Annotated in this window: 14 protein-coding genes; 5 read left to right on the plus strand and 9 right to left on the minus strand. The window is 71.8% G+C overall.

What is annotated here, in order from left to right; all coding sequences use genetic code 11:
• Window positions 1-140: 140 nt before the first annotated feature.
• Window positions 141-827, minus strand: coding sequence for a CBS domain-containing protein (locus ACQP2P_RS26800; RefSeq protein ID WP_433605242.1), 687 nt, complete (start codon window positions 825-827; stop codon window positions 141-143).
• Between the two features lie 541 nt (window positions 828-1,368).
• On the opposite strand from ACQP2P_RS26800, the gene ACQP2P_RS26805 reads away from it, so the two are divergent.
• Complete coding sequence (locus ACQP2P_RS26805; RefSeq protein WP_433605244.1) at window positions 1,369-2,397, plus strand: glycoside hydrolase family 11 protein; 1,029 nt, start codon at window positions 1,369-1,371, stop codon at window positions 2,395-2,397.
• Window positions 2,398-2,530: 133 nt separating this feature from the next.
• On the opposite strand, the gene ACQP2P_RS26810 is transcribed toward ACQP2P_RS26805, so the two are convergent.
• Window positions 2,531-3,934, minus strand: coding sequence for a glycoside hydrolase family 6 protein (locus ACQP2P_RS26810; RefSeq protein ID WP_433605246.1), 1,404 nt, complete (start codon window positions 3,932-3,934; stop codon window positions 2,531-2,533).
• Window positions 3,935-4,221: 287 nt separating this feature from the next.
• Window positions 4,222-6,537 (minus strand): non-reducing end alpha-L-arabinofuranosidase family hydrolase, encoded by a 2,316-nt coding sequence (locus ACQP2P_RS26815; protein ID WP_433619280.1) that lies wholly within the window; start codon window positions 6,535-6,537, stop codon window positions 4,222-4,224.
• 509 nt (window positions 6,538-7,046) lie between these two features.
• Between ACQP2P_RS26815 and ACQP2P_RS26820 the strand changes: the two genes are divergently transcribed.
• The 4 genes from ACQP2P_RS26820 to ACQP2P_RS26835 all read left to right on the plus strand — a co-directional run bounded on the left by ACQP2P_RS26820 (window position 7,047) and on the right by ACQP2P_RS26835 (window position 13,124).
• Entirely contained in the window at window positions 7,047-9,356 is a 2,310-nt protein-coding gene (locus tag ACQP2P_RS26820; protein ID WP_433605248.1) for a hypothetical protein, read from the plus strand.
• Between the two features lie 20 nt (window positions 9,357-9,376).
• On the plus strand, window positions 9,377-9,559 hold the full coding sequence (locus tag ACQP2P_RS26825) for a hypothetical protein (RefSeq protein WP_433605250.1): 183 nt from the start codon (window positions 9,377-9,379) through the stop codon (window positions 9,557-9,559).
• Window positions 9,547-12,336, plus strand: coding sequence for a hypothetical protein (locus ACQP2P_RS26830; RefSeq protein ID WP_433605252.1), 2,790 nt, complete (start codon window positions 9,547-9,549; stop codon window positions 12,334-12,336). The genes ACQP2P_RS26825 and ACQP2P_RS26830 overlap by 13 nt, the downstream gene beginning before the upstream one ends.
• Window positions 12,337-12,422: 86 nt before the next feature.
• Window positions 12,423-13,124, plus strand: coding sequence for a FadR/GntR family transcriptional regulator (locus ACQP2P_RS26835; protein WP_433605254.1), 702 nt, complete (start codon window positions 12,423-12,425; stop codon window positions 13,122-13,124).
• On the opposite strand, the gene ACQP2P_RS26840 is transcribed toward ACQP2P_RS26835, so the two are convergent.
• From ACQP2P_RS26840 to ACQP2P_RS26865, 6 genes are all read right to left on the minus strand, one after another.
• Window positions 13,060-13,974 (minus strand): amidohydrolase family protein, encoded by a 915-nt coding sequence (locus ACQP2P_RS26840; RefSeq protein ID WP_433605256.1) that lies wholly within the window; start codon window positions 13,972-13,974, stop codon window positions 13,060-13,062. The genes ACQP2P_RS26835 and ACQP2P_RS26840 overlap by 65 nt on opposite strands.
• Window positions 13,971-15,278 (minus strand): enolase C-terminal domain-like protein, encoded by a 1,308-nt coding sequence (locus ACQP2P_RS26845; protein ID WP_433605258.1) that lies wholly within the window; start codon window positions 15,276-15,278, stop codon window positions 13,971-13,973. The genes ACQP2P_RS26840 and ACQP2P_RS26845 overlap by 4 nt, the downstream gene beginning before the upstream one ends.
• A 33-nt stretch (window positions 15,279-15,311) precedes the next feature.
• Window positions 15,312-16,364, minus strand: a complete 1,053-nt coding sequence (locus ACQP2P_RS26850; RefSeq protein ID WP_433605260.1) for an ABC transporter permease — start codon at window positions 16,362-16,364, stop codon at window positions 15,312-15,314.
• Window positions 16,357-17,880 (minus strand): sugar ABC transporter ATP-binding protein, encoded by a 1,524-nt coding sequence (locus tag ACQP2P_RS26855; RefSeq protein ID WP_433605262.1) that lies wholly within the window; start codon window positions 17,878-17,880, stop codon window positions 16,357-16,359. The genes ACQP2P_RS26850 and ACQP2P_RS26855 overlap by 8 nt, the downstream gene beginning before the upstream one ends.
• Complete coding sequence (locus ACQP2P_RS26860; protein ID WP_433605264.1) at window positions 17,877-18,941, minus strand: sugar ABC transporter substrate-binding protein; 1,065 nt, start codon at window positions 18,939-18,941, stop codon at window positions 17,877-17,879. Before ACQP2P_RS26860 ends, ACQP2P_RS26855 begins: the two co-directional genes overlap by 4 nt.
• A gap of 363 nt (window positions 18,942-19,304) precedes the next feature.
• Window positions 19,305-21,710: an RICIN domain-containing protein gene (locus ACQP2P_RS26865; protein WP_433605266.1), complete on the minus strand. Its 2,406-nt coding sequence runs from the start codon at window positions 21,708-21,710 to the stop codon at window positions 19,305-19,307.
• Between the last annotated feature and the right edge of the window lie 112 nt (window positions 21,711-21,822).

Below are 21,822 nucleotides of genomic sequence, written 5' to 3' on the forward strand. Positions count from 1 at the left end.
TCGAGCTGCCGATGCGGGATCTGCGCGGCCGCCGGGTGGCCTCCCGGGCCGGGAGGTCACCCGGCGGCAGCTCGTCCATGGGTCCGACCAGCTCGCCCGCCGCGCCCACCGAAGGTGCACCAGCTGCGGTGATCACGGCTTCAGAACATGACCGGGGCCTGATACGGCAGGGTCCCGTCGTCGACCACCGCGGACAGGTGGCTGACGACGTCGACCACGCCGTCGGTCCGCTCGACCTGCCGGATCACCGACGGGATCAGCGAGGCGCGCTCGACCTGCCCCAGCAGCGTCACCACGCCGTCGTCGACCTCGACCCGCAACTGGGAGTGGTCGACCCCGACCAGGCCCGCGAGCGCGGCGTCCTGGATGTCGCGGCGGATGTCCTCGTCCGAGCGCAGGAACACCTTGAGCAGGTCCCGCCGGGTCACCATGCCGACGAGGCGGCCCAGGTCGTCCACGACCGGCAGCCGCTTCAGCCCGGCCGACTCCATGACGCGGGCGGCGGCGGGCAGCGAGGCGCGGCCGGTGATGGTCACCGCCGGCGCGTGCATCAGCTCACCCGCGGCGGTGGCGTGCGCCTTGCCGCGCGCCTGGCGGGTGTGCCGGGTCTCGAACAACCGGACCCGGTCGTCGTCGCCGGCGAACTCGATCTTCGCCATCAGGTCGGCCGAGGAGACCACCCCGACCACCCGGTCGAACGCGTCGACCACCGGCAGCGCGTTGATCTCGTGCGCCTCCAGCAGGTCGACGATCTCCTTGAACGGCGTGTCCTCCTGCACCGACACCGCGCCGACGGTCATCACATCGGCGACGTCCCAACGGCTCATCACAGGCCTCCTTCGTCCTGTCACCACAACGTCACAGCCCGAACGTAGGACCGGCCGGCACCGCCGGGGCAGGGTCCAAGGGCACGTCCGCGCGGAGCCGTTGGGCCTGAGGGCCGTGGCCGCCCGATACGCGGCGGCGACCGCTGCGACCAGTCCGCTTCCGGCGCCGCGCGTGAGCTCGGCCATCTGACACCCCCACGCGCGAACGACATGGTCCCCCAAACGGCCGAAAGCGACTCGAAACTTTCGCCGCTTTGCATGGCACCAAGTGCCTCAACGCGCCGCGCCTCGCCGCACGCAGGGGCTGCGCGACTGGCTTGAGCTGTACTTATACGACGCAAGCGCTTCGACTGCGCCTACAAGTACATCCGGAAGTCTTCCGATAATTCTTGCCAGACCGGCGATCCCCTGCTCATAATCTCGCTAGCTCATCGTTCGATCGGCATCGATAGTCCAGTCGGCCGCCAACCGCACGGACGAGCCCTCGGTGCCTTGGTACTCGTCGAGCGACCTCGCCCGCCCAACCGAGGAGGACGCACCCATGCACGACACACCCGCTCAACCCGGCGGCCACCGGCGCCGGCGGCTCCGGCTGCTCATCAGCGCGGCCAGCGCCGTCACGCTCGCCGCCGTCACAGTGTTCGTCGCCGGCACCGCCCACGCCGAGTCCGACCGGACCGTCACGTCGAACACGACCGGCACCCACAACGGCTACTTCTTCTCCTACTGGAAGGACAGCGGCAACGTCACCATGAATCTGGGCGCCGGCGGCAGCTACAGCGTCCAGATGAACGGCATCAACAACTCCGTGGTGGGCAAGGGCTGGAATCCCGGCTCGACCACCCACACCGTCAACTACTCCGGCTCGTTCAACTGCGGCGGCAACTGCTACCTCGCCCTGTACGGCTGGACGACCAACCCGCTCATCGAGTACTACGTGGTCGAGAACTTCGGCAACTACAACCCGAGCACCGGCGCCCAGCGCCTCGGCTCGGTCACGTCCGACGGCAGCACCTACGACATCTACCGCACCCAGCGGGTCAATCAGCCGTCGATCATCGGCACTGCGACGTTCTACCAGTACTGGAGCGTCCGCCAGCAGAAGCGCACGGGCGGCACCATCAACGTGGCCAACCACTTCAACGCATGGCGGTCGGCCGGCCTGCAGATCGGCACGCCGAACTACCAGATCCTCGCCACCGAGGGCTACCAGAGCAACGTGAGCTCGAACATCACGGTCAGCGAGGGCTCCGGTGGCGGCGGCGGCGGTGGCGGCGGTGGCGGTGGCGGTGGCGGTGGCGGTGGCGGTTGTACGGCCACGCTGTCCGCGGGCCAGAAGTGGAGCGACCGCTACAACCTCAACGTCGCGGTGTCCGGTTCCAGCAACTGGACCGTGACCATGAACGTCCCGTCGCCGGCAACGATCAGCTCGACCTGGAACGTGAACGCAACCTGGCCCAGCCAGTACGTGATGGTCGGCAAACCGAACGGCAGCGGCAACAACTTCGGCGTCACCATCATGGCCAACGGTCAATGGACCTGGCCGTCGGTCTCCTGCAGCACAAGCTGAGGCACTGAGCACTGAAGCACTGAACGCGGGATGCGGCGGCCGTCGGCCGCCGCATCTTCGCGACCCATCCGGCGTCCTCGAAGTCGCCGCCGGGGCGCGGACCCGGAAGGGCCCGCGCCCCGGGAGGATCAGCTCAGGAGACGGTGCAGCTGAGCGCCGGCGTCGAGGCGTTGCCGGTGGCGGTGAAGCCGAACTGCGTCGAGCCGCCCGCCCCGAGCGAGCCGTTGTACGCCTGGTTTCGCACCGTGACACTCGAGCCGCTGGTGGTGAGCGTGCCGTTCCAGAGCTGGGTGATCGACTGGCCGCTCGCGAGCGTCCAGGTCACCGTCCAGCCGCCGATCGGTGCCGCCCCCGCGGTGACGGTGACGTTGCCCTGGAAACCGCCCTGCCAGGAGTTGACGATCTGGTACGTCGCGCTGCACGCGCCACCACCGCCGCCGGACGAGCGGCTCGGCGACGGCGACGCGCTCGGCGAGCGGGATGCCGACGGCGACGCCGACGGGGAGCTGCTGGAGCGGCTCGCCGACGGCGAGGCGGTCGGGGATCCGGCCGGCGGGTAGGGCGCGCTGGCGGCGAGGCTGTAGGCCAGGGCGGCCTGGAAGCTGCCGGCCGCGTAGGCGCAGCCGTCGGCCTCGCCCGGCGGCTTGATCCACAGGTATCCGTCGACGTTGGCGTCGCCGGTGTTCAGCGTCGGGTAGTTGCCGATGCGGCGGTCGGTGTTGTCGTCGGCGCACCAGTCGCCGGCCGCGCCGCCGTTGCGGCTGGTGTCGATGACCTGGTGCTTGCCGTTGATGCCGCGGCCCTGCAGGTACGAGATGATCGAGCGGCCGTAGTTGAGCTCGTTGCCCAGCGGCTGGAAGTTGGAGACGTTCGTGAAGAACCCGTCGGCGTACTGCACGCCGGCGGCGACCAGCCGCGATCCCTGGTCCGAGGCCGAGTTCCAGGCGGAGTGGCCGCCGTCGAGGTAGACCTTCGCGTTCGGGTTCGCCGCCTTCAGCGTCTGCACCGCGGTGCTGATCGCCTGGTCGCGCTGCTGGACCTCGGTGCCGCTCAGGCAGGTCTGCAGGGCCAGCGCGTCGGTCTCCATGATGACGATGACGGTCCGGCTGCCGAGACCCCGGGCGTAGCCGGAGATCCATTGCTGGTACTGGTTGAGGTCGGGGGCGCCCCCGGCGCTCGCCCCGCCGCAGTCCCGGTTCGGGATCGCGTAGGACGTCAGCACCGGCACCTGGTTCACGGCGTTGGCGGCGCTCACGAACGAGGAGACCTCGGACTGCACGGTGGACACGTTGAAGTTCGCCATCCAACGCGCCTGCGACTGACTGGCGACCTTGTCGCGGATGACGGGCATGCGCGAATCGTTCGGGTTCGCCGAGACCCAGCGCACGACCTGCGAGTCGGGATCACGGTAGAGGGTGCCGGACAGCGTTCCCGCCGAGGCTGAGCCGATCACGAACCAGCCGGCGGCGAAGGCGACACAGGCCGACGCGGCCGCGGCGGCCACGACCCGGCGCCGACGGGGGCGACGTGCGAACACGGAGACTCCTTTCAGGACGCGACATCGACTCGCGTCGAGCGATACGGGATTGGCGCTCATCATCGGTGCCGGACCGCGCACGGTCCACTCCAGCGACCCGCGCAACCGTCCGGCCGTGGCGAACGCGTGAAACATCCACTTGCGCAGCCCTGCGACCGGCGTCGCCACGATCACCGGTCACGAACGTGTCAGGTCGTCGCGGTCACCCGCATGAGTGACCGCGACGACCTGACGACCGCTTCCTGCTCGGCCGCGCGCACCTGCGGCGCCGCGGCGCGTCGACGCCCTCAGCGCTGCAGCGTCAGCAGACCCGGCCGCCACGGCAGCAGGTTGTAGTCACCGCCGGCGCTCGGGTTCTTGCCCTGGTACAGCAACTGCAGGTTGCACGGATCGACGGTCTTGGTCTGGTCGGGGTTGCTGCGGACCAGGTCACCGTGGCTGATGTCGTTCGTCCAGGTGGCACCGCTGTTGGCCTTGCCCGCGAAGGGGTTGCTCTCGGTGGCGGCGTTCGGGGTCCATGAGCCGCTCAGGCTCGAGGACGTGAAGGAACGGAAGTACCGCCCCTGGCTGCCGATCGCCTCGACGAGCATCAGGTACTGGTTCTGGCCCTGGACCTTGTAGACCTCGACCGCCTCGAAGAGGTTGTACTGCGAGTCGCTCATGACCGTCGTGTAGCTCGAGCCGAAGTTGCCCGGGAAGTTGCCGATCGGCATGCTCGCCCGGTAGATGTTGCCGTTGTCACCGGCGAAGAACAGGTACATGTTCTGGCCGTCGCCGATGAGCGTCTGGTCGATGACGCCGGTGCCGGAGTTGGAGATGCTCCCGGTGAACAGCGCCTGCGGTGCGGACCAGCCGTTGGCGTTGGTCGGGTCGCTGGACGTCTTGTAGTTGAAGGCGTTCGGACCCCACTGGTAGGCCAGCACCCAGATGTTCTTCGGGGCGAAGTAGAACAACGTGGGCGCGACCGTGGCCTGCCCCATGCCGGTCTGCGTGGCCGAGGCCATGTCGGACCAGTTCGTGAAGGTGCTGAAGTTCATGGAGCCGTACGACCCGCCGCTGGAGACGTTGGATCCGTAGACCAGGTGCTTGCCGTTGTAGACGACGTTGGTGAAGTCCTTGAGCGACACCCACCCGTTCGCCGGGCTGGCCAGCGCACCCGTCGAGGACCAGCGGTACGAGGTCGGCAGCGAGCACGATCCGCCCGGGGACTGCGACGGCGACGACGAGGGCGGCGAGGTGGGACCACCGAGCGAAACGAGCCTGAACTGCTGGTTGGCCTGCCCGTTGCAGTCGTAGAGCTGGACCTGCTGGCCGTTGCCGGTGCCCCAGACGTCCAGGCAGCGCCCGGACTGCACGCCGGTGATCGTGCCGTTGGCGTTGACGTTCCACTGCTGGTTGGCGCCGCCGTTGCAGTCCCAGATGATGATGGCCGTGCCGTTGGCGGTGGCCGCACCGTTGGCGTCGAGGCACTTGCCGCCGTACACCTGCAGCTGCTTGCTGGACGTGTAGGTCCACTGCTGGTTCGACTGTCCGTGGCAGTCGTACAGCTGCACCCGGGTGCCGTTGCTCTGGGTCGCGTTGGGCACGTCGATGCACCGGCCGGACTGTGATCCCACGATCTCGTTGGTGCCGCCGGGAGCGTTCGGGGAGGTGCTCGCCGTGGGTGACGTCGTCGGGCCGGCGGCGTTGAGGGCGTTGAGGACCGAGGTGTACGCGGCCTTCTTGTTGCCGCCGCCGTCGAACAGCAGCGGGCTCTCGCCGGAGCGCCACGAGTCGCTGTCACGCACGCCCCACACGGTGATACCGACACAGCGCGGCACGTTCATGCAGGCCTGGGTCAGCCCGGCGTACTGCGACGTCGACGCGTTGGTGACGTCGACCTCGGTCAGCGCCACGTCCACACCCAGCGCGGCGAAGCTCGACAGCGTCGTCTGGAAGTTCGACGGCAGCGAACTCCCACCCGTGAAGTGCGTCTGCAGCCCCACGCAGTCGATCGGCACGCCACGGGACTTGAAGTCCCGGATCATGTTGTACACACCCTGCGTCTTGCCGTACGACCAGTTCTCGATGTTGTAGTCGTTGTAGCACAGCTTGACCGACGGATCGGCATTGCGAGCGGTCCGGAACGCCACCTCGATCCAGTCGTTCCCGGTGCCCTGCAGGTTGGACTGCCGGCGGCTGCCGTCCTCGTTGAACGCCTCGTTGACCACGTCCCAGTACGCCAGCTTGCCCTTGTAGTGGCCCACCACGCCGTTGATGTGGTCGATCATCGCCTGCCGGAGGTTGGAGCCGGACAGGCTCTGCATCCACCCGGGCTGCTGGCCGTGCCAGGCCAGGGTGTGCCCGCGGACCTTCATGCCGCGCTGCGTCGCCCAGTTGTAGATCTGGTCGCCGGAGCTGAAGTTGAACTGGCCACGCTGCGGCTCGGTGGCGTCGGGCTTCATCTCGTTCTCGGCCGTGACCATGTTGAACTCACGCCCGGCGATGGTGGTGTACGTCGAGTCGCCGAGCCGGCCCGCGGCGATCGCCGTGCCGAAATACCGCCCGGACTGCGCGGCCGCCGCGCCGAGCGTGCTCGCGGCGGCGTTCGCCGACGGCATCATCACCACAGCCGCACCCACCGCCACGACACCGACCGCGCCGGCGACGAGCGCGCGGATGCCCCGTGATGGTTTCCGCCGAGTCCCGCCACGACGGGCGGAGGGATTTTCAGCCACGCTGGCCTCCTGACTTCCGGGACAAAACCGATCGCGTGAGCGCTCACACCCGTCGTCGGCGATGCCGAGCAAATCGTTCGCGCCCAGGTCCGGGAGGCTGCCAGAGCCCATCGAAACATTCAAGTCGACCGACAATTGTCGTCGACCGCGAGCCGCCCATCGAGCCGCATATCCGCTCCTGAAAGCGGTTGTGCATCGCTCGAAACTTCCGGCCGGACGACGGAAGTTTCAAACGACGACCCGGCCGGCAATGCATTGATAACAGTTTCTTGATGCCAATGTATCGCCGTTTGGGATGCCGGGATTCCTCAGCGGAGCCGGTGGCACACCACCGGCCCGCCGCCGCGCCTCGCGCGAGGCTCTCCATACACTGATCCGGTGAATCGGGACGGCGCATGATTGCGCTGATCTGGTCGGCGATCGCCGCCCGCCGACTGGTGTCCACCGGCATGTTCCTGCTCGCTGCGCTCCTCAGCACCGGGCTGAGCCTCGTGCCCTGGTACGCCGAGCGCGCCACCGGCACCGCCGCGGCCGCACGCATCGCGGCAGCTCCGCCGGTCGACCGGACCGTCTCAGCGGACGGCACCGTGGCGGTCGACCTGGCCGGCGAGACGGTCATGCAGACGTTCGCGGCCTCCGCCCGGCGGGCCCTGGCGCTGCCGGTCGACGGGCAGGCGGTCGGCGTCGAGCTCGCCGGCACGGTCGTCGCCGGTGAGCGGCAACTGCCCATGCCGCTGCGCTACCGCGAAGGACTCTGCGCCAACGCCGTCATCGACGGGCACTGTCCACAAGCGACCGGCGACGTGATCCTCAGCGCCCAGAGCGCCGAACGGCTCGGTGTGCACGTCGGCGACCGGATCGAGGTGACCGTCGGCCCGGCCTCGGCGCGGCGGCCCCTCCGGCTGGCCGGCACCTATCACCCGGCCGACCCGCTGTCCTGGTACTGGACCACCGCCGGCGACGCCGCTTGGACGACCTTCGACACCGTGGCCGCCGCCGGGGCCACGGTCCGGGCCACCTTCGACGCGATGCTCAGCCCCCAGGTGTTCGCCCACGGCGGCGACCTCACGGCCGCCGTGGACCGGATGCGTCGCGTCCCGCTCCAGGTCAGCACGACCGGCGGGGCTCTCGCCGCACGGATCGCCGCCGACCGGCAGGTGGTGGCGCGCGGCGTGTGGCTGGCCGCGGCCCAGCTGGCCGTCATCGGCTGGATCGCGATGGCGGTCGCCGCGCGGTACGCCGCCGAGGAGCACCGGTCCGACCTCGCGCGACTCGCGCTGCGGGGGGCCCGGCGCTGGCGGCTGCTCGTGGCCACCAGCGGGCAGACCGCAGTGCCGATCGCGGCCGGGACCGCGGCCGGCGCGCTCATCGGAATGCTCGCCGACGGGCCGGAGCGGCTGCCGGTCGCCGGTGGTGTCCTGGTCGCCGGCCTGGCCGCCGCGGTCCTGGCCGACTGGCGGACAACCGGGCTGCCGGTCGAACGGCTCCTGCACGCCGCGGCTGCGCGGCCGCCGCGGCTCGGTTCCGCCGTCGTCGAGGTGTGCGTGCTCGGGGTCGCCGCGGCGAGCATCTACCAGACCCTCGCCACCAGCAGCCCCTTCGGCGTGCAGCTGCTCGCCCCGGGCATGCTCGCCGCGTCGGCGGCGATCCTCGCCGGCCGGCTCCTGGTGCCCGCGGCGACGGCCGCGGGTCGTTCGGCGCTCGTCAACGGGCGGGTCGCGGCCGGATTCGGCGCGCTGCTGCTGGCCCGGCGCTCGTCGGCGTACCGCATGCTGCCCCTGCTCGCCGCGGCCGGCTGCCTGCTCGTGCTGGCCGGGCAGCACTGGGCCGAGGCCGGCGACGCCCGGCACCACCGCTCCGCGGTCGAGGTCGGCGGCCAGCGGGTCCTCACCGTCGCGTCCGGTGACCGGGTTCGCCTGCTCAACGCCGTGCGCGCCGCCGACCCGGGCGGGCGGCAGGCGATGGCCGTCGTCGCCGGGTCCGGCCCGGGCGGCGTGCCGGTGCTCGCGGTCGACTCACCCCGGCTGCCGTACGTGCTCGCCGCCCCGGCATCGCTGGACACCCGCCGGCTGCGGCCACCGGCCCCGCCACCGATCACGTTCTCCGGCACCAGCCTCACCCTGATGGCGAGCGTTCCGGCCGCCGACGATCTGCCCGGCGCGGGCGCCGACCCGCCGACGGGGCCGCCGGTGCTGCTGGCCACGCTCGTCGTGGCGGCCACCGGCGCCCCGGTGACCGCCCGGTTCACCCCCGTCGACGGCGATCGTGGCCCGGCCGGCGCGAGCGTGCCCGACTGCCGCTCCGGCTGCCGGCTCGTCTCGTTCGAACTGCTCGGCGGGCGCGCGGTCGAACTGCGGCAGCTCGACGCCGACGGCAAGACCGTGATCACGCCGGCCGTCTTCGCCGACGCCGGCCGCTGGCGCACCGGCGCCGGCAACATCGCCGCGACGATCAGCATGCGCTCGTACGACGGGCGCCTCGCGCTCGCCGCCGTCCCGGCCGGCCTGTCGAAACTGCCGGTCGACGGCCGGCTCTACGTCGTCGACGCGCCCGTGCCGCTGCCGGCCGCGGTCGCCGGGCCGCTGCCGGCGCCCGATGCCCGGGGCACCGGCACGATCGACCCCTTCGGCAGCCGGGCCGTGCCCGCGCGCTGCGCGCCGCGGGCCGCTGGGCGGCGCTGGTCCCGGCCGCGCTGGCCGCGCTGACCGGCGCACTGGCCGCCGCCGTGGCCCGGGCGATCACCCAGCCGCCCATACCGGTGTTCACCGATGCCTGGCCGGCCTCGGACGGCACCCGCAGCGCGGCGGCGCTGGCCCTGCTCGGTGCCACGGCGGTCGTCGCGGCGCTGTTCGGCGGGTGTGCGCTGGCCCCGCAGTACCAAGGCCGGGGGCGTGCGTGGCGGCGTTGATGCTCGCGATGCTGCGCGCCCGGCGCGGCCAGGCACTGGCGGTGTGGCTCCTCTCGGTGCTGGCCACGGCCGCGGCGGTGGCGGCGCCGATCTACCGGACGTCGATCGACCGGGCGGTGGTCGCCGGTGAGGTCCGGCACGCCGCCAACGCCGAGCGCACGATCTGGGTGTCGGCGCCCGTGCAGCGAGCCTCGGGCGGAGCCATGCCCGACGACTTCGAGCGGCTCGCCGCCGAGAAGGTCCGGCTCAGCGGGTTCGTCAGCGTCTTCAGCACCGAGTTCCTGGCGATGCCGGCCGGCCGGGAGCGGGCCGGCGGCGACCAGGTCCGCCGGGTCGCATTCCGTGAGGATCTGTGCGCGCAGGTCGTCGTCGTGGCCGGGCGGTGCCTGATGGGCGGCGGCGAGACGGTCCTCAGCGAGGCGGCCGCCGAACGGCTCGGGCTCGCCGTCGGCGACCGGGTGAGCGACCAGGCCGCCACCTTCGACAGCACGAGCAACGTGTTCGTCCCCGCCGGCGGGCCGTGGACGATGACGGTGGTCGGGCTGGTCCGGCCGCGCGACCCGGCCGACCTGTACTGGGGGCACGGCACCCGCAGCGAGCAGGACTACCAGAACGATCCGCTGTACGTCGCACGCAACACCCTGGCCGGCGTCGACCACCCGCGCGAGCTGCAGTCGTTCGAGGCCCACGCGACCGACGGCGCGATCACCGTCGAGCGGCTCCCGGCGCTGCGCGGCTGGCTCGCCGAAGCCCAGAGCGACGAGGGCGGGCGCGTCAGCGTCAGCACCGCGCTGCCGGATCTGCTCGACCGCATCGATCGCAACCGCGAGCAGGCCCACGAGGTCATGCCGCTGGCCGCGATCCCCGTCGTCGTCCTCGCCTGGGCGGTGATCCTGCTCGCGGTCGCCGGCGTCGCCCGCGGGAACCGCCACGAGTTCGGGGTCGTCGCGCTGCGGGGTGTGCCCAGGCGGGTCCTGTGGTGGCTCGCGGCCGGCGGGACGACGCTGGCCGTGCTCGCCGGCGCCCCGCCCGGCCTGCTCCTGGGCCGGCTGATCGTCGGCACGGTCGCTCCCGCCCCGGCCCGCATCGACGCCGCCGTGCTGCCGTACGCCGGCGTCGCCGTCCTCGGGTCGCTGCTCGCCGGCGTGGCCGTCCAGGTGCGCACCGCCGGCGCGCCGGTCGCCGCGCTGCTGCGGGAGGTGGACCGCGGCGCCGCCCGGGCGGGGACCCTGGTGGTGGAGACGCTCCTGGTCCTGCTCGCCGGCGCCGCGATCCTGCAGCGGCGCAGCGGCGTGCTGGCCGGGGTCACGCTGATCGCCCCGGCCCTGGTCATCGCCGGGCTGGCGCTGCTCACGGCCCGCCTGCTCCGGCCGCTGTCGGCCCGGCTGGCCGGGCGGTTCCTGCGCCGCGGTGCCGTGGTCGCCGCGCTCACCGCGTTCCGGCTGGCCCGGCGCCCGGCTGCGCACCGGCTCCTGGTCGTGCTCGTCGTGGCGTTCGGCTCCTTCGGCTTCGCCGGTCTCGCGACGGTGGTCGCCGACCGCGAGCAGCAGTACCGGGCCGAGCTGACGCTCGGCGCGCCGACCGTCCTGATGATCGACCAGACCACCCGGACGCAGCTGCTGCGGGCCACCCGGGCGGCGGACCCGGTGGGCCGGTACGCGATGGCGGCCGTGCCGATCCCGGCCGTCAGCACGACCTTGCCGTCCTCCCTCGCGGTCGACTCGGCACGGCTCGCCGCGGTGGCGTACTGGCCCGCCGGCTCCTCGCCCGAACCGGTGTCGGCGCTCGCGTCCCGGCTCCGGCCGGCGGCCGGCCCCGGCGTGACGCTGACCGGCGCCAGCATCGACGTCGACCTGACCGCCGTCGACCTCGCGGGCAAACCGGCCACGCTGACGGCGCTCGTCGCGCCGGCCGGCGGCGTCCAGCGAGTCCTGATCGGCTTCGGGTCCCTCACGCTCGGCCGGCACACCTACACCGCCCCGGCGCCGGCCTGCACCGCCGGCTGCCGGCTCGTGTCGATGCAGGTCGGGCTGCCGACGTACGTCGGAGCACCGGCCCGGCTCACGCTGCACACCGTCCAGGGGCAGCCGTTCGGCGCCGGCTGGCGGATGCCGGCCGGCGCGAGTGCCGGCGTCACCGGTGGCGGCCTCGAGGTGACGCTGCCGCCGTCACCGCGCCGCGAAGCCGGAAGCCTCCTCCCACCGGATGTCCCGGCCGCCCTCGCTGTGGTGTCGACCGGCCCGCTGCCGCCCGACGGGGCCTACGCCGCGTTCGACGGCCCGGTCGGCGCAACCGTCGTCGGGCACGCCGACCGGCTGCCCCGGCTCGGGCGGCGCGGCGTCCTCGTGGATCTGGAGGCGGCCGACCGGGCATCGCCCGACGACGAGCTCACCGGCCGCGGTGAGGTGTGGCTCGCTCACGACGCCCCGGCATCGATCACCGAGGCACTCACCGCGGCGGGGCTGAGCATCGTCGGCCGGCGCACCGTCGCCGACGAGCGTGCGGTCCTGGGCCGGGCCGGTTCGGCCCTCGCCCTGCGGTTCTTCCTGCTCGCCGGGGCACTCTCGGTGCTGCTCGGCGTCGCGGGCCTGGCCGTCACGACGATCACCGCACCCCGCGGGGAGCTGGCCGGGCTGCGCGTCCAGGGCCTGCCGGCCCGCGTGACGCGGCGCGTGGAGTGGTGGTCGCCGGCGGCCCTCGTCATCGCCGCGGTGCCGATCGGCGCCGCGTGCGCCGCGATCACCTGGCTGCTGATCGGGACCGCGATACCGCAGTGACGGGCGCCTGACTCCTTCTCGGCGACCAGACATCAGATGTCTCTATAGTGAGCAGCGGTGGACCGAGCGTGCGCGAGGGAGAGACGGTGGCACTGACCGACGAGGCGATCACCAAGATCCGGGCGATGATCCAGAGTGGTGAGCTGCCGCCCGGCTCGCGGCTGCCGCCCGAACCGCAGCTCGCCACGCAGATGGGGCTGTCGCGCAGCGGCGTCCGCGAGGCGGTGAAGGCCCTCGAATCAGCCCGGGTCCTCGACGTCCGCCGCGGTGACGGGACCTACGTCACCAGCCTGGCGCCGCGCCTGCTGCTGGAGGGCCTCGGGCTGGCCGTCGAGCTGCTGCAGGACGACACCCTGCTGGAGGTGATGGAGGTCCGGCGGATGCTGGAGCCGGTCGCCACCGGCCTCGCGGCGCTGCGCCTGACCGACGGGCAGCTCGACGAGCTCGGCCGGATCCTCGACGACATGCGCGCCGCCGCCGAGGACCACGAGAAGCTCATCCACTTCGACACCGCGTTTCACCGCACCGTCATCGCGGCCACCGGGAACGAGACCCTGACCACGCTGATGGACGGGCTGTCCAGCCGCACGCTACGGGCGCGGGTGTGGCGCGGGCTGATCGAGGGCAACTCCGCGCACACCACCATCGAGGAGCACGACGCGATCTACCGGGCGCTGCGCGCCCGGGACCAGCTGCTGGCGCAGGCCAGCGCGCTGCTGCACGTCAACACCTCGGAGGCGTGGCTGCGCGCGGTGCTGGCGGATCGGGCGTCGCACGAGCCGGCCTGACCCGATCGGCCAGGCCGTAGACCCGCGTCGCCGTGCCGGCGTAGATCTCGCCGAGCTGCGCCGCCGGCAGGGCCGGCAGCGCCCCGGCCAAGGCCTCGCGCACGCCGCGGTAGCTGGAGGCGAGCAGGCACACGGGCCAGTCGGAGCCAAACATCAAACGTTCTGGTCCGAATTCCCGCACGGCGACCGCGACGAACGGGACGAGATCGTCGGCGGTCCAGCCCGGGGCCGCCTCGGTGACCATCCCGGACAGCTTGGCGGTGACGTTGGGCCGGGCGGCCAGGGCGGCGAACGGCTCCCGCCAGGACCGCAGCCCGGCCTCGCCCGCGCCGATGCGGGGCTTGCCGAGATGGTCCAGCACGAACCGGAGTTCGCCGACCGCCGCCGCGGCCCGGGCGGCGGCGGGCAGCTGGTCGGCCCGCACGACGAGGTCGAACACCAGCCCGGCGGCGCCGACCGCGGCCAGGCCGCGCCGGACGTCGGGGCGGTCGAGGTAGTCGGGATCGGCTTCGCCCTGCACCTGCGCGCGCACGCCGACGAGCAGCTCACCGCCGTCCAACCGGCGGTAGCGCGCGAGGGTCTCGGTCACGTCACCGGCCGCGATGTCGATCCAGGCCACGACGCCCACGATCGGCTCGGTGGCCGCGGCCAGGGCCAGCAGGTCCGCCGCCTCGTCGGGGTGGCACCGGCCGCCCTCGACGAGCACGGTGGCGTCCACGCCGTTGGCGTCGAGCTCGGCGAGCAGATCCGCGGCGCCGAACGGCCGCCGGATCCGTTCCAGGCCGGGCTCGTCCAGCCATCGGTAGCCGCGCTCCGGCTGCCACAGGTGGTGATGAGCGTCGATGATCATGCCGCGTCCCCGATCGCCCACGCCGGGCCGTCCGGGAACCGGTACGCGGCCAGCGATGCCGGCACGATCTGCGCACTCATGCCGGGCGCCGTCGGTGCCGCGTACCGGCCGTCGCGAATCCGCACCGGGTCGGTGAAGTGCTCGTGCAGGTGGTCGACGTACTCGATGAAGCGGTTCTCGGTGGTGCCGCTCACCGCCGCGAAGTCGAACAGGGCCAGGTGCTGCACCAGCTCGCACAGCCCGACCCCGCCGGCGTGGGGGCAGACCGGCACCCCGAACTTGGCGGCCAGCAGGAGAATCGCGAGGTTCTCGTTGACGCCGCCGACCCGGCACGCGTCGATCTGCACCACGTCCACGGCGCCGGCCTGCAGCAGCTGCTTGAACATCACCGCATTGTGCACGTGCTCACCGGTGGCGACCTTGATCGGCGCCAGGGCCCGCCGGACGGCGGCGTGGCCGAGCACGTCGTCGGGGGACGTGGGCTCCTCGATCCAGTACGGATCGAAACCGCGCAGCTCCCGCATCCACCGGATGGCGTCCGGCACGCCCCAGATCTGGTTGGCGTCGACGGCGATGCGGATCGCGGGCCCGACGGCCCTGCGGGCGATACCCATCCGGCGTACGTCGTCGGCGAGGTTGCCGCCGACCTTCAATTTGATCAGCTGATACCCGGCCTCGACCGCCTCGACGCAGAGCCGTTCGAGCTTCGCATCGTCGTACCCGAGCCAGCCCGGCGTCGTGGTGTAGGCGGGGTACCCCTCCTCGAGCAGCAGCCGCTCCCGTTCCGCCCGGCCCGCGGCGCCGGTCCGCAGCAGCTGCAGCGCCTCGTCCTCGGTGAGCGCGTCACGCAGGTACCGGAAGTCGATCTGCGCGACCAGAGCCTCCGGTGACAGGCCCGCCAGCAGTTGCCACAGCGGCCGGCCGGCCCGGCGCGCGGCCAGGTCCCACACGGCGTTGACGAGCCCGCCGGCGGCCATGTGGACCACGCCCTTCTCCGGGCCGAGCCAGCGGATCTGACTGTCGCCGATGAGCTGCCGGGCCAGGCCGCCGGGGTCGGCGACGAGCTCGTCGACGGCCCGGCCGGTCACCATGGTGGCCAGTGACCGCACCGCCGCCACCTGGATCTCCGTGCCGCGGCCGACGGTGAACACCAGCCCGTGGCCCTGGGCACCGGCGGTGGTCTGCAGGACGACGTAGGCCGCGGAGTAGTCCGGAAACGGGTTCATCGCGTCGGATCCGTCGCGGTGCCGCGACGTCGGGAACCGGACGTCGAGGACGTCGACGGACGAGATGCGTTCAGTCACGATGCTCCTGAAATAGTGCCGCGCTACGGGCGGTCAGTTCTGGGCCTTGCCGCCGGTCAGCCGTGAGACCACCAGGGCCACGAGGATGACGGCGCCGTTGAAGAAGTTCGTCCACTGGGCGGGCACGCCGGCCAGCGTCAGGACGTTGAGGATCAGGAACAGCAGGAGCACGCCGGTGAAGGCCCCGAAGAGCGTGCCCTTGCCCCCGTTGAGACTGACGCCGCCGATGACGGCGGCGGCGAACACCTGGAAGATGGCGCCGCTGCCCTGGGCCGCCGGCACCGCGGCCAGCCGCCCGCTGATGAGCAGCCCCGCGAGGGCCGCGAGGGCCCCGGCCACGATGAGCGTGAGCCAGAGGATCCGGTCGGTGCGGATGCCCGCCGCCCGGGCCGCGTCGGCGTTGCCGCCGATCGCGTAGAGCGCCCGGCCCGGGCGGGTGTAGCCGAGCACGACAATGCCGATCGCGAACAGCGACAGCGACACCCACACCGAGGCCGGCACACCGAGCCAGACCGTGGAGCCGAGGTACGTCATCGACTCCGGCAGCGCGAAGAACGTCTTGCCGCCCGAGATACCGGTCAGCAGGCCGCGCAGGACGATGAGCATGCCGAGCGTGACGATGAACCCGTTGAGGCCGAACCGGACGATGAGCAGCCCGTTGAACGCACCGACCAGCGCGCCGATGACGAGCACGACCGGCATCGCCAGCGCCGGCGGCAGCACGTGGACCCCGAGGCCGTGCGTGACGGCCGGATCGACGACGAGCCAGGCGGCGACCCCCGGCGCGAGACCGAACGTCGACTCCAGCGAGAGGTCCATCTTGCCGGTGATGAGCACGATGGTCTCGGCCAGCACCACGATCGAGATCTCCGACATGCTCTGCAGCACGTTGATGATGTTGTCCGAACTGAGGAACACGGGATTGACGACGAAGCCGACGATCGCGACCACGATGATCGCCGGTACCAGCGCCACGTCCCGGAGGCGGGCGATCGCCGGCGGCCGGCGCGGGGTCCGGGGCGGCACCACGGGCGGCCGCTCGGTGCCGGCCGGGAGCGTGGTGTCGGTGGGCAGTGCGTCAGGCATGGTCGAGTTCGACCCCCTCCATGGCGGCAACGAGTTCGTTGTCGGTCCAGCCGTACGGTTTCTCGCCGATGACCCGCCCCTGGAACATCACCAGCACCCGGTCGCAGATGCGCAGGTCATCGAGATCGTCCGAGACGACCAGCACGGTGGTTCCGCGCTGCCGGACGTCGTCCACGGCGGTCAGCAGGGTCTGCTTGGAGCGCACGTCGACACCGGCGGTCGGCGTGATGAGGACCAGCAGCTTCGGCTCGCCGGCCAGGGCCCGGCCCAGGACGACCTTCTGCTGGTTGCCTCCGGAGAGCTCGGCGGCGGGCACCTGCGGCCCGTCCGCCTTGATCGTCAGGTCGCCGATGATCCGCCGGGTCAGCCCGTCGCGGCGGGCCGGTGAGAGCAGCCCGTACCGCCGGATGCGGCCGGGTACCGCCATCGTCACGTTCTCGGCGATGCTCAGCAGCGGGACCAGGCCCTCCCGGTGCCGGTCCTGCGGCACGAGGCCGACGCCGGCGTCGAGGGCATCCGGCACGCTGCCGGGCCGCAGCGTCCGGCCGTCCACCGCGACGCTGCCCGAGGCGGGACGGGTCAGACCGGCGATCGCCTCGGCCACCTCGAGCTTGCCGCTGCTGCCCCCGCCGGCGATCCCGACGACCTCTCCGGCGGCCGCGTCCAGCGACAGCTCGGCCCCGGAGTGCGTGCGCAGCTGCCGCACGCGGAGCCGGAGCGCGGCGCCGGTGTCACGGGGCCGGGGCGCCGCCGTGGGGAGGCTCACGTCCTCACCGGTCATCGCCGACACCAGCGCCTGGCGGTCGAGCTCGGCCACCGGCGCGGTGCGGACGTGCCGGGCGTCGCGCAGGACCGTCACCCGGTCACAGAGCTGGTAGACCTCCTGGAGGTGGTGGCTGATGAACAGGAACGTCACGCCCTGTTCGCGCAGCGCCCGGAGGCGCTCGAACAGCCGGACGATGCCGGCCGCGTCGAGCTGCGCGGTCGGCTCGTCCAGGATGATGAACCGCGCACCGAACGACAGCGCCCGTGCGATCTCCACGAACTGCCGCTGCTCGACCGACAGCGTCCCCGCCGGCCGGCGGACATCGACGTCGACCGACCATTCGGCCAGCAGCCGCTCGGCGTCGCGGTGCAGGGCCCGCCATCGGATCAGCCGGCCGGGCCCGCGCGCGTGCCGGTTGAGAAACAGGTTCTCGGCGACGGTCAGCGCCGGGATGATCGTCGACTTCTGGTACACGCACGCGACCAGCCGCCGCCACGCCTGCCGGTCGCCCAGCGGCGGCGCGGGGCGGCCGTGGAAGACCACCGAGCCCGCGTCCGGGGCCTGCAACCCGGTGAGGATGCTGACCAGCGTCGACTTCCCGGCGCCGTTGCGCCCCACGAGGGCGTGCGCTTCGCCGGGCCGGACCACGAGGCCGGCGTCGGCGAGCGCGACCGTCGAGCCGAATCGCTTGGTGATGTGCGTGGCCTCGACGACGGGTGCGCCGCCCGGCCGCGGTCCGGTGGAGCTCATGCGTTGTTGCCCCACAACGACTTGTCGTCGAACTTCACCGTCGGCCGGCCGCCGATCGCGGCGCCGTCCAGCGTCACCAGCGGTGCCGCCAGCTGGTCTTCGAGGACACCGTCGCGGACCCGGATGATGGTGCTGCCGTGATCGGTCGGGCCCGGCTGGAACGTCTTGCCCTCGATGGCGGCCTTGACGTAGTACAGCCCGTATTTGGCGAACAGGTCGGCCGGCTGGCTGACCGTGGCGTCGATCGTGCCGTCCTTGATGTCTTTGAGCTCCTCGGGGATGCCGTCGTTCGACACGATGAAGACGTGCCTGGGGTCGGTCGGCGGCACCTGGAGGCCGCGCTGCCTGAGGATCTGCAGCGTTCCCGACAGGGCGAAGGACGACTCCATGTAGATGCCCTTGACGTCCGGGTCGGAGGTCAGCCGCGTCTGCAGTTTCGTCGCGGCGACGTCGCCCTTCCAGTCCGTCGCCTCACCGAAGACGGTGATGCCGGGGTAGTCCTTCTTCATGCACTCGTTGAAGGCCTCGGTACGGTCGCGGCCGTTGATCGAGTCCAGGCCGCCCTGGAGCATGACGACCTTGCCCTTGCCGCCGAGCTTCGTGCCGAGGAACTGGCAGGCGTTCGTGCCGTAGGCCCGGTTGTCGGCTCGCACGACCATGAAGACCTTGCCGCTGTCCGGGCGGGTGTCGATGGTGACGACGGGGATCTTCTTCGTGGCCAGCTGCTGCAGCGTGGGGGCGATCGCGGCCGTGTCCTGCGGGGCCATCACCACGCCTTTGACGCCCTGGCTCTGAAACGTCTGCACGTTGGAGATCAGGGTGGCGATGTCGTTCTGCGAGTTGGTCGTCTTGAGCTCGACGCCGAGCTCCTTCGCCGACTGCGGCACGTACTTGATGTAGGAGTTCCAGAAGTCCGTGTCGGAGCGGGGGTAGTCCACGCCGATCAGTGGCGTGGATGCGCCGCCGCCCGGCGATGCGTCGTCCTTGCCGCAGGCGGCGGTGAGCGAGACGGTGCTCAGCACCACCGTCAGGCTCAGTCCCAGTAGCGCGTTGCGGTTCACCGGGTCTCCTTGGTCGTGGGAACGCTCGATGCCGCAGCGCGGCCGCCGGCGTCGGACCGGCTGCACGGCGCGCTCGCGGGATGCGTCGAGCACGCGGATGTCGGGGTGTCGGCCGCTGGCCGGCGGGGCCGCGCTGGAGGGGTGTGCGTGTCGTCGTCGGCGCTCCGGCGACGACATTCATCAGATGTCTTTATAGATCCGATGGGCCCCCGTGTCCAGAGTGCCGGGGTCCCTGCCCCATCCACCGGCGACACATCTGATGTTTCGCCGTCGCGGCGCTGCGTGGCCGGCCCGGGCGTGACATGGCGGTGGCCGCCGCGGGAAGGCGGCGGCCACCGGCCGGATCCAAGCAGCGCCTCGGCGTCAGGCTCGGGACCACTGCTGGTTCGCGGCGCCGCCGCAGTCCCAGATCTGCACCCGGGTGCCGTTGGCCGTGCCGTTGCCGCTCACGTCGAGGCACCGGTTCGCCCCGACTGCCGTGATCGTGCCGTTGCTGTTGAGCCGGAACTGCTGGTTCGTCTGGCCGTTGCAGTCCCAGATCTCCACGGCGGTGCCGTTGGCGGTGCCGCGGCCGAGCACGTCGAGGCACTTGGCCCCGTTGTAGACCCGCAGCTCACCGGCGGCGGTCGCGGTGAACTGCTGGTTGGCGCCGCCGTTGCAGTCCCAGATCTCGGCCAGGGCTCCGTTGGCCGTCGACGCGCCGGTGATGTCCAGGCACCGGCCCGATGCCTGGCCGCGCAGCGTGAAGGCACCGCCGCCGGTGTTGCCGCCGGAGACGCCGGCCGCGGCCATGACGGCGCGGGCGCCGCTGGGCCAGTTCCCGCCGCTGACGACGACGGTGCCGCTGTTGGTGTTGCCGCGCGAGCCGGTCGTGACGTTCGTCGTGCTGCTCGTGGTCCAGTTGTTCGTCAGTGTCAGGTTGCCGGTGTTGTTGTTCGCCCAGGCCTGGCTGTACGCCCAGGTGCCGACGTTCTCGAGGACGTTGTTCGACGCGGACACGTAGCGCGAGCCCTCGTCGAAGTACATGCCGAGCCAGCCGTTGGTGTTGCGGAAGTAGTTCTGGTCGACGGTCGTTCCCGGGCTGGCCGAGAGGTGGTAGAACGCGCCGCCGTCGGTCATCTGCTGCACCACGTCGTGGACGAAGTTGGCGGTGACATGATTGTTCGCCGCGACGGTGGCGGTGGTGTACCGCGGCTGATAGTTGTAGAGCCCCCGGTCGGTGTAGTCCTGGCTGCCGCCGGGATCGTTGGAGCCCCAGCCGTAGCCCAGTGCGATGCCGGTGTACGGCAGGTTGTAGACCTCGTTGTGGGCGATCGACGACCCGGCCGTGTAGGTCATGAGCACGCCGGCGTGGCTGCGGTACTCGATCGCCACGTCATGGATGACGTTGTTGCTGATCGTGATGCCGCTGTTCGTCATGCGCGAGTCGCTGGGGTGGTGCGCATCGGCCTGCACGCCGCCGACGACGATCCCTCCGGCCGAGAGCGAGTCGAACGTGTTGCCGGTGACGGTGATGTTCGACGTGCCGAGGCCGACGCCGGTGGCGTGCGCGTTGGCGTCGTTGCCGATGCCGAGCCCGACCTGGCCGAGGTCGGTGAACCGGTTGCCCGCGAACGTGACGGTGCTGGCCGCCGAGACCTGCACCGCGGCCGGCATCTGCCGCCACCCGGGCCGTGTGGCCTCGAACAGCGGGCAGCCCGACTGGCACGACGTCAGGGCGTCGCCCGGCCGGCTCAGGTTGCCGTAGAGATAGGCACCGGTCTGCTGGTCGGCGTAGCCCTGGCCGGTGCTGGGCTGCAGCCAGCTGGTGTTGGCGAACTGCAGGCCGCTGAAGGACAGGTTGTGCGCCGGCGCGGCGTAGCTGCCGCCGACCCGCAGCAGCGACTCGAGCCGCGGCAGCTCGACGTCCACCGTGCTCATGTCCTGCCCGGAGAGCGGCTTGTAGTAGAGCACGCCGGCGGCGGTGTCGAGATACCACTCCCCCGCCGCGTCGAGGAACTCGCGGGCGTTGACGAGGTACAGGGGCCCGGCCCGGAACGGCTTGCTGAGCGTGTCGTAGCCGAAGGTGTTGTTGTTCCACGCGGGCTGCTGCATCGTGATCGTGTTGCCGGCGATCGACTGCACCGGCGCGTACCGGTCGGTGAACGAGTCCACCGACTCCACCTCGACCCGGCTCTTGTTCGCCAGGTTGTTGAGGTAGGACAGGGCGGCGCTGGTGAAGCTGAGCCCCGTCGTGGAGATCGTGAAGTCACCCCGGTTGACCTGCGTGCGGGCCCGGGTGGCGATGCGCCCGTCGACGTAGAGTTGCCGGCTGTCGACGCCGGTGCCGACGTTGGCCTTCCAGATGTTCTGCCCGGAGTCGGCCGGCGTCCAGCCGGTGACCCGCTGCCCGCCGGAGATGACCGGCCGGGCCCCGGACGCGGCCTGCCAGGACACGGTGTATCCGTTGGTCCCGGAGTCCGCGGCGGTGAACGTCAGCGGCGTGGTGAGGGTGTACGTACCGCCGGCGAGCTGCACGACGATGTCCCCGTTCATCGACGGGGCGGCGGAGCGGACGGCGGCCTGGGCCTGCGTCAGCGAGCAGGGTTGCGCGGCGGTACACGATGTGCCGGAGCCCGTCGGCGACACCGACAGGGTGGTCATGACGGCGGCCGAAGCCGGCGTGGTCGGGCCGGTCACCGCGGTGGCGGACGCGAGCAGGAGCGACACGGCGGCGACGACGGTGGCCCGGCGCCGGGAGGAGCGGCGCCGGCCGGAGGCAGGGAGCATGAGGTCAGTCCTTCTGGCGGTAGGGACTTCGCTGTATGTGAGCGCTAACAGACCGGCGCCCGAACGAGCGCCTATCAGTTATCGAGGTCGATGAGATTGCCAGACGATGCCT

Source organism: Dactylosporangium sp. CA-139114 (assembly GCF_050955725.1).
Classification (GTDB): Bacteria; Actinomycetota; Actinomycetes; order Mycobacteriales; family Micromonosporaceae; genus Dactylosporangium.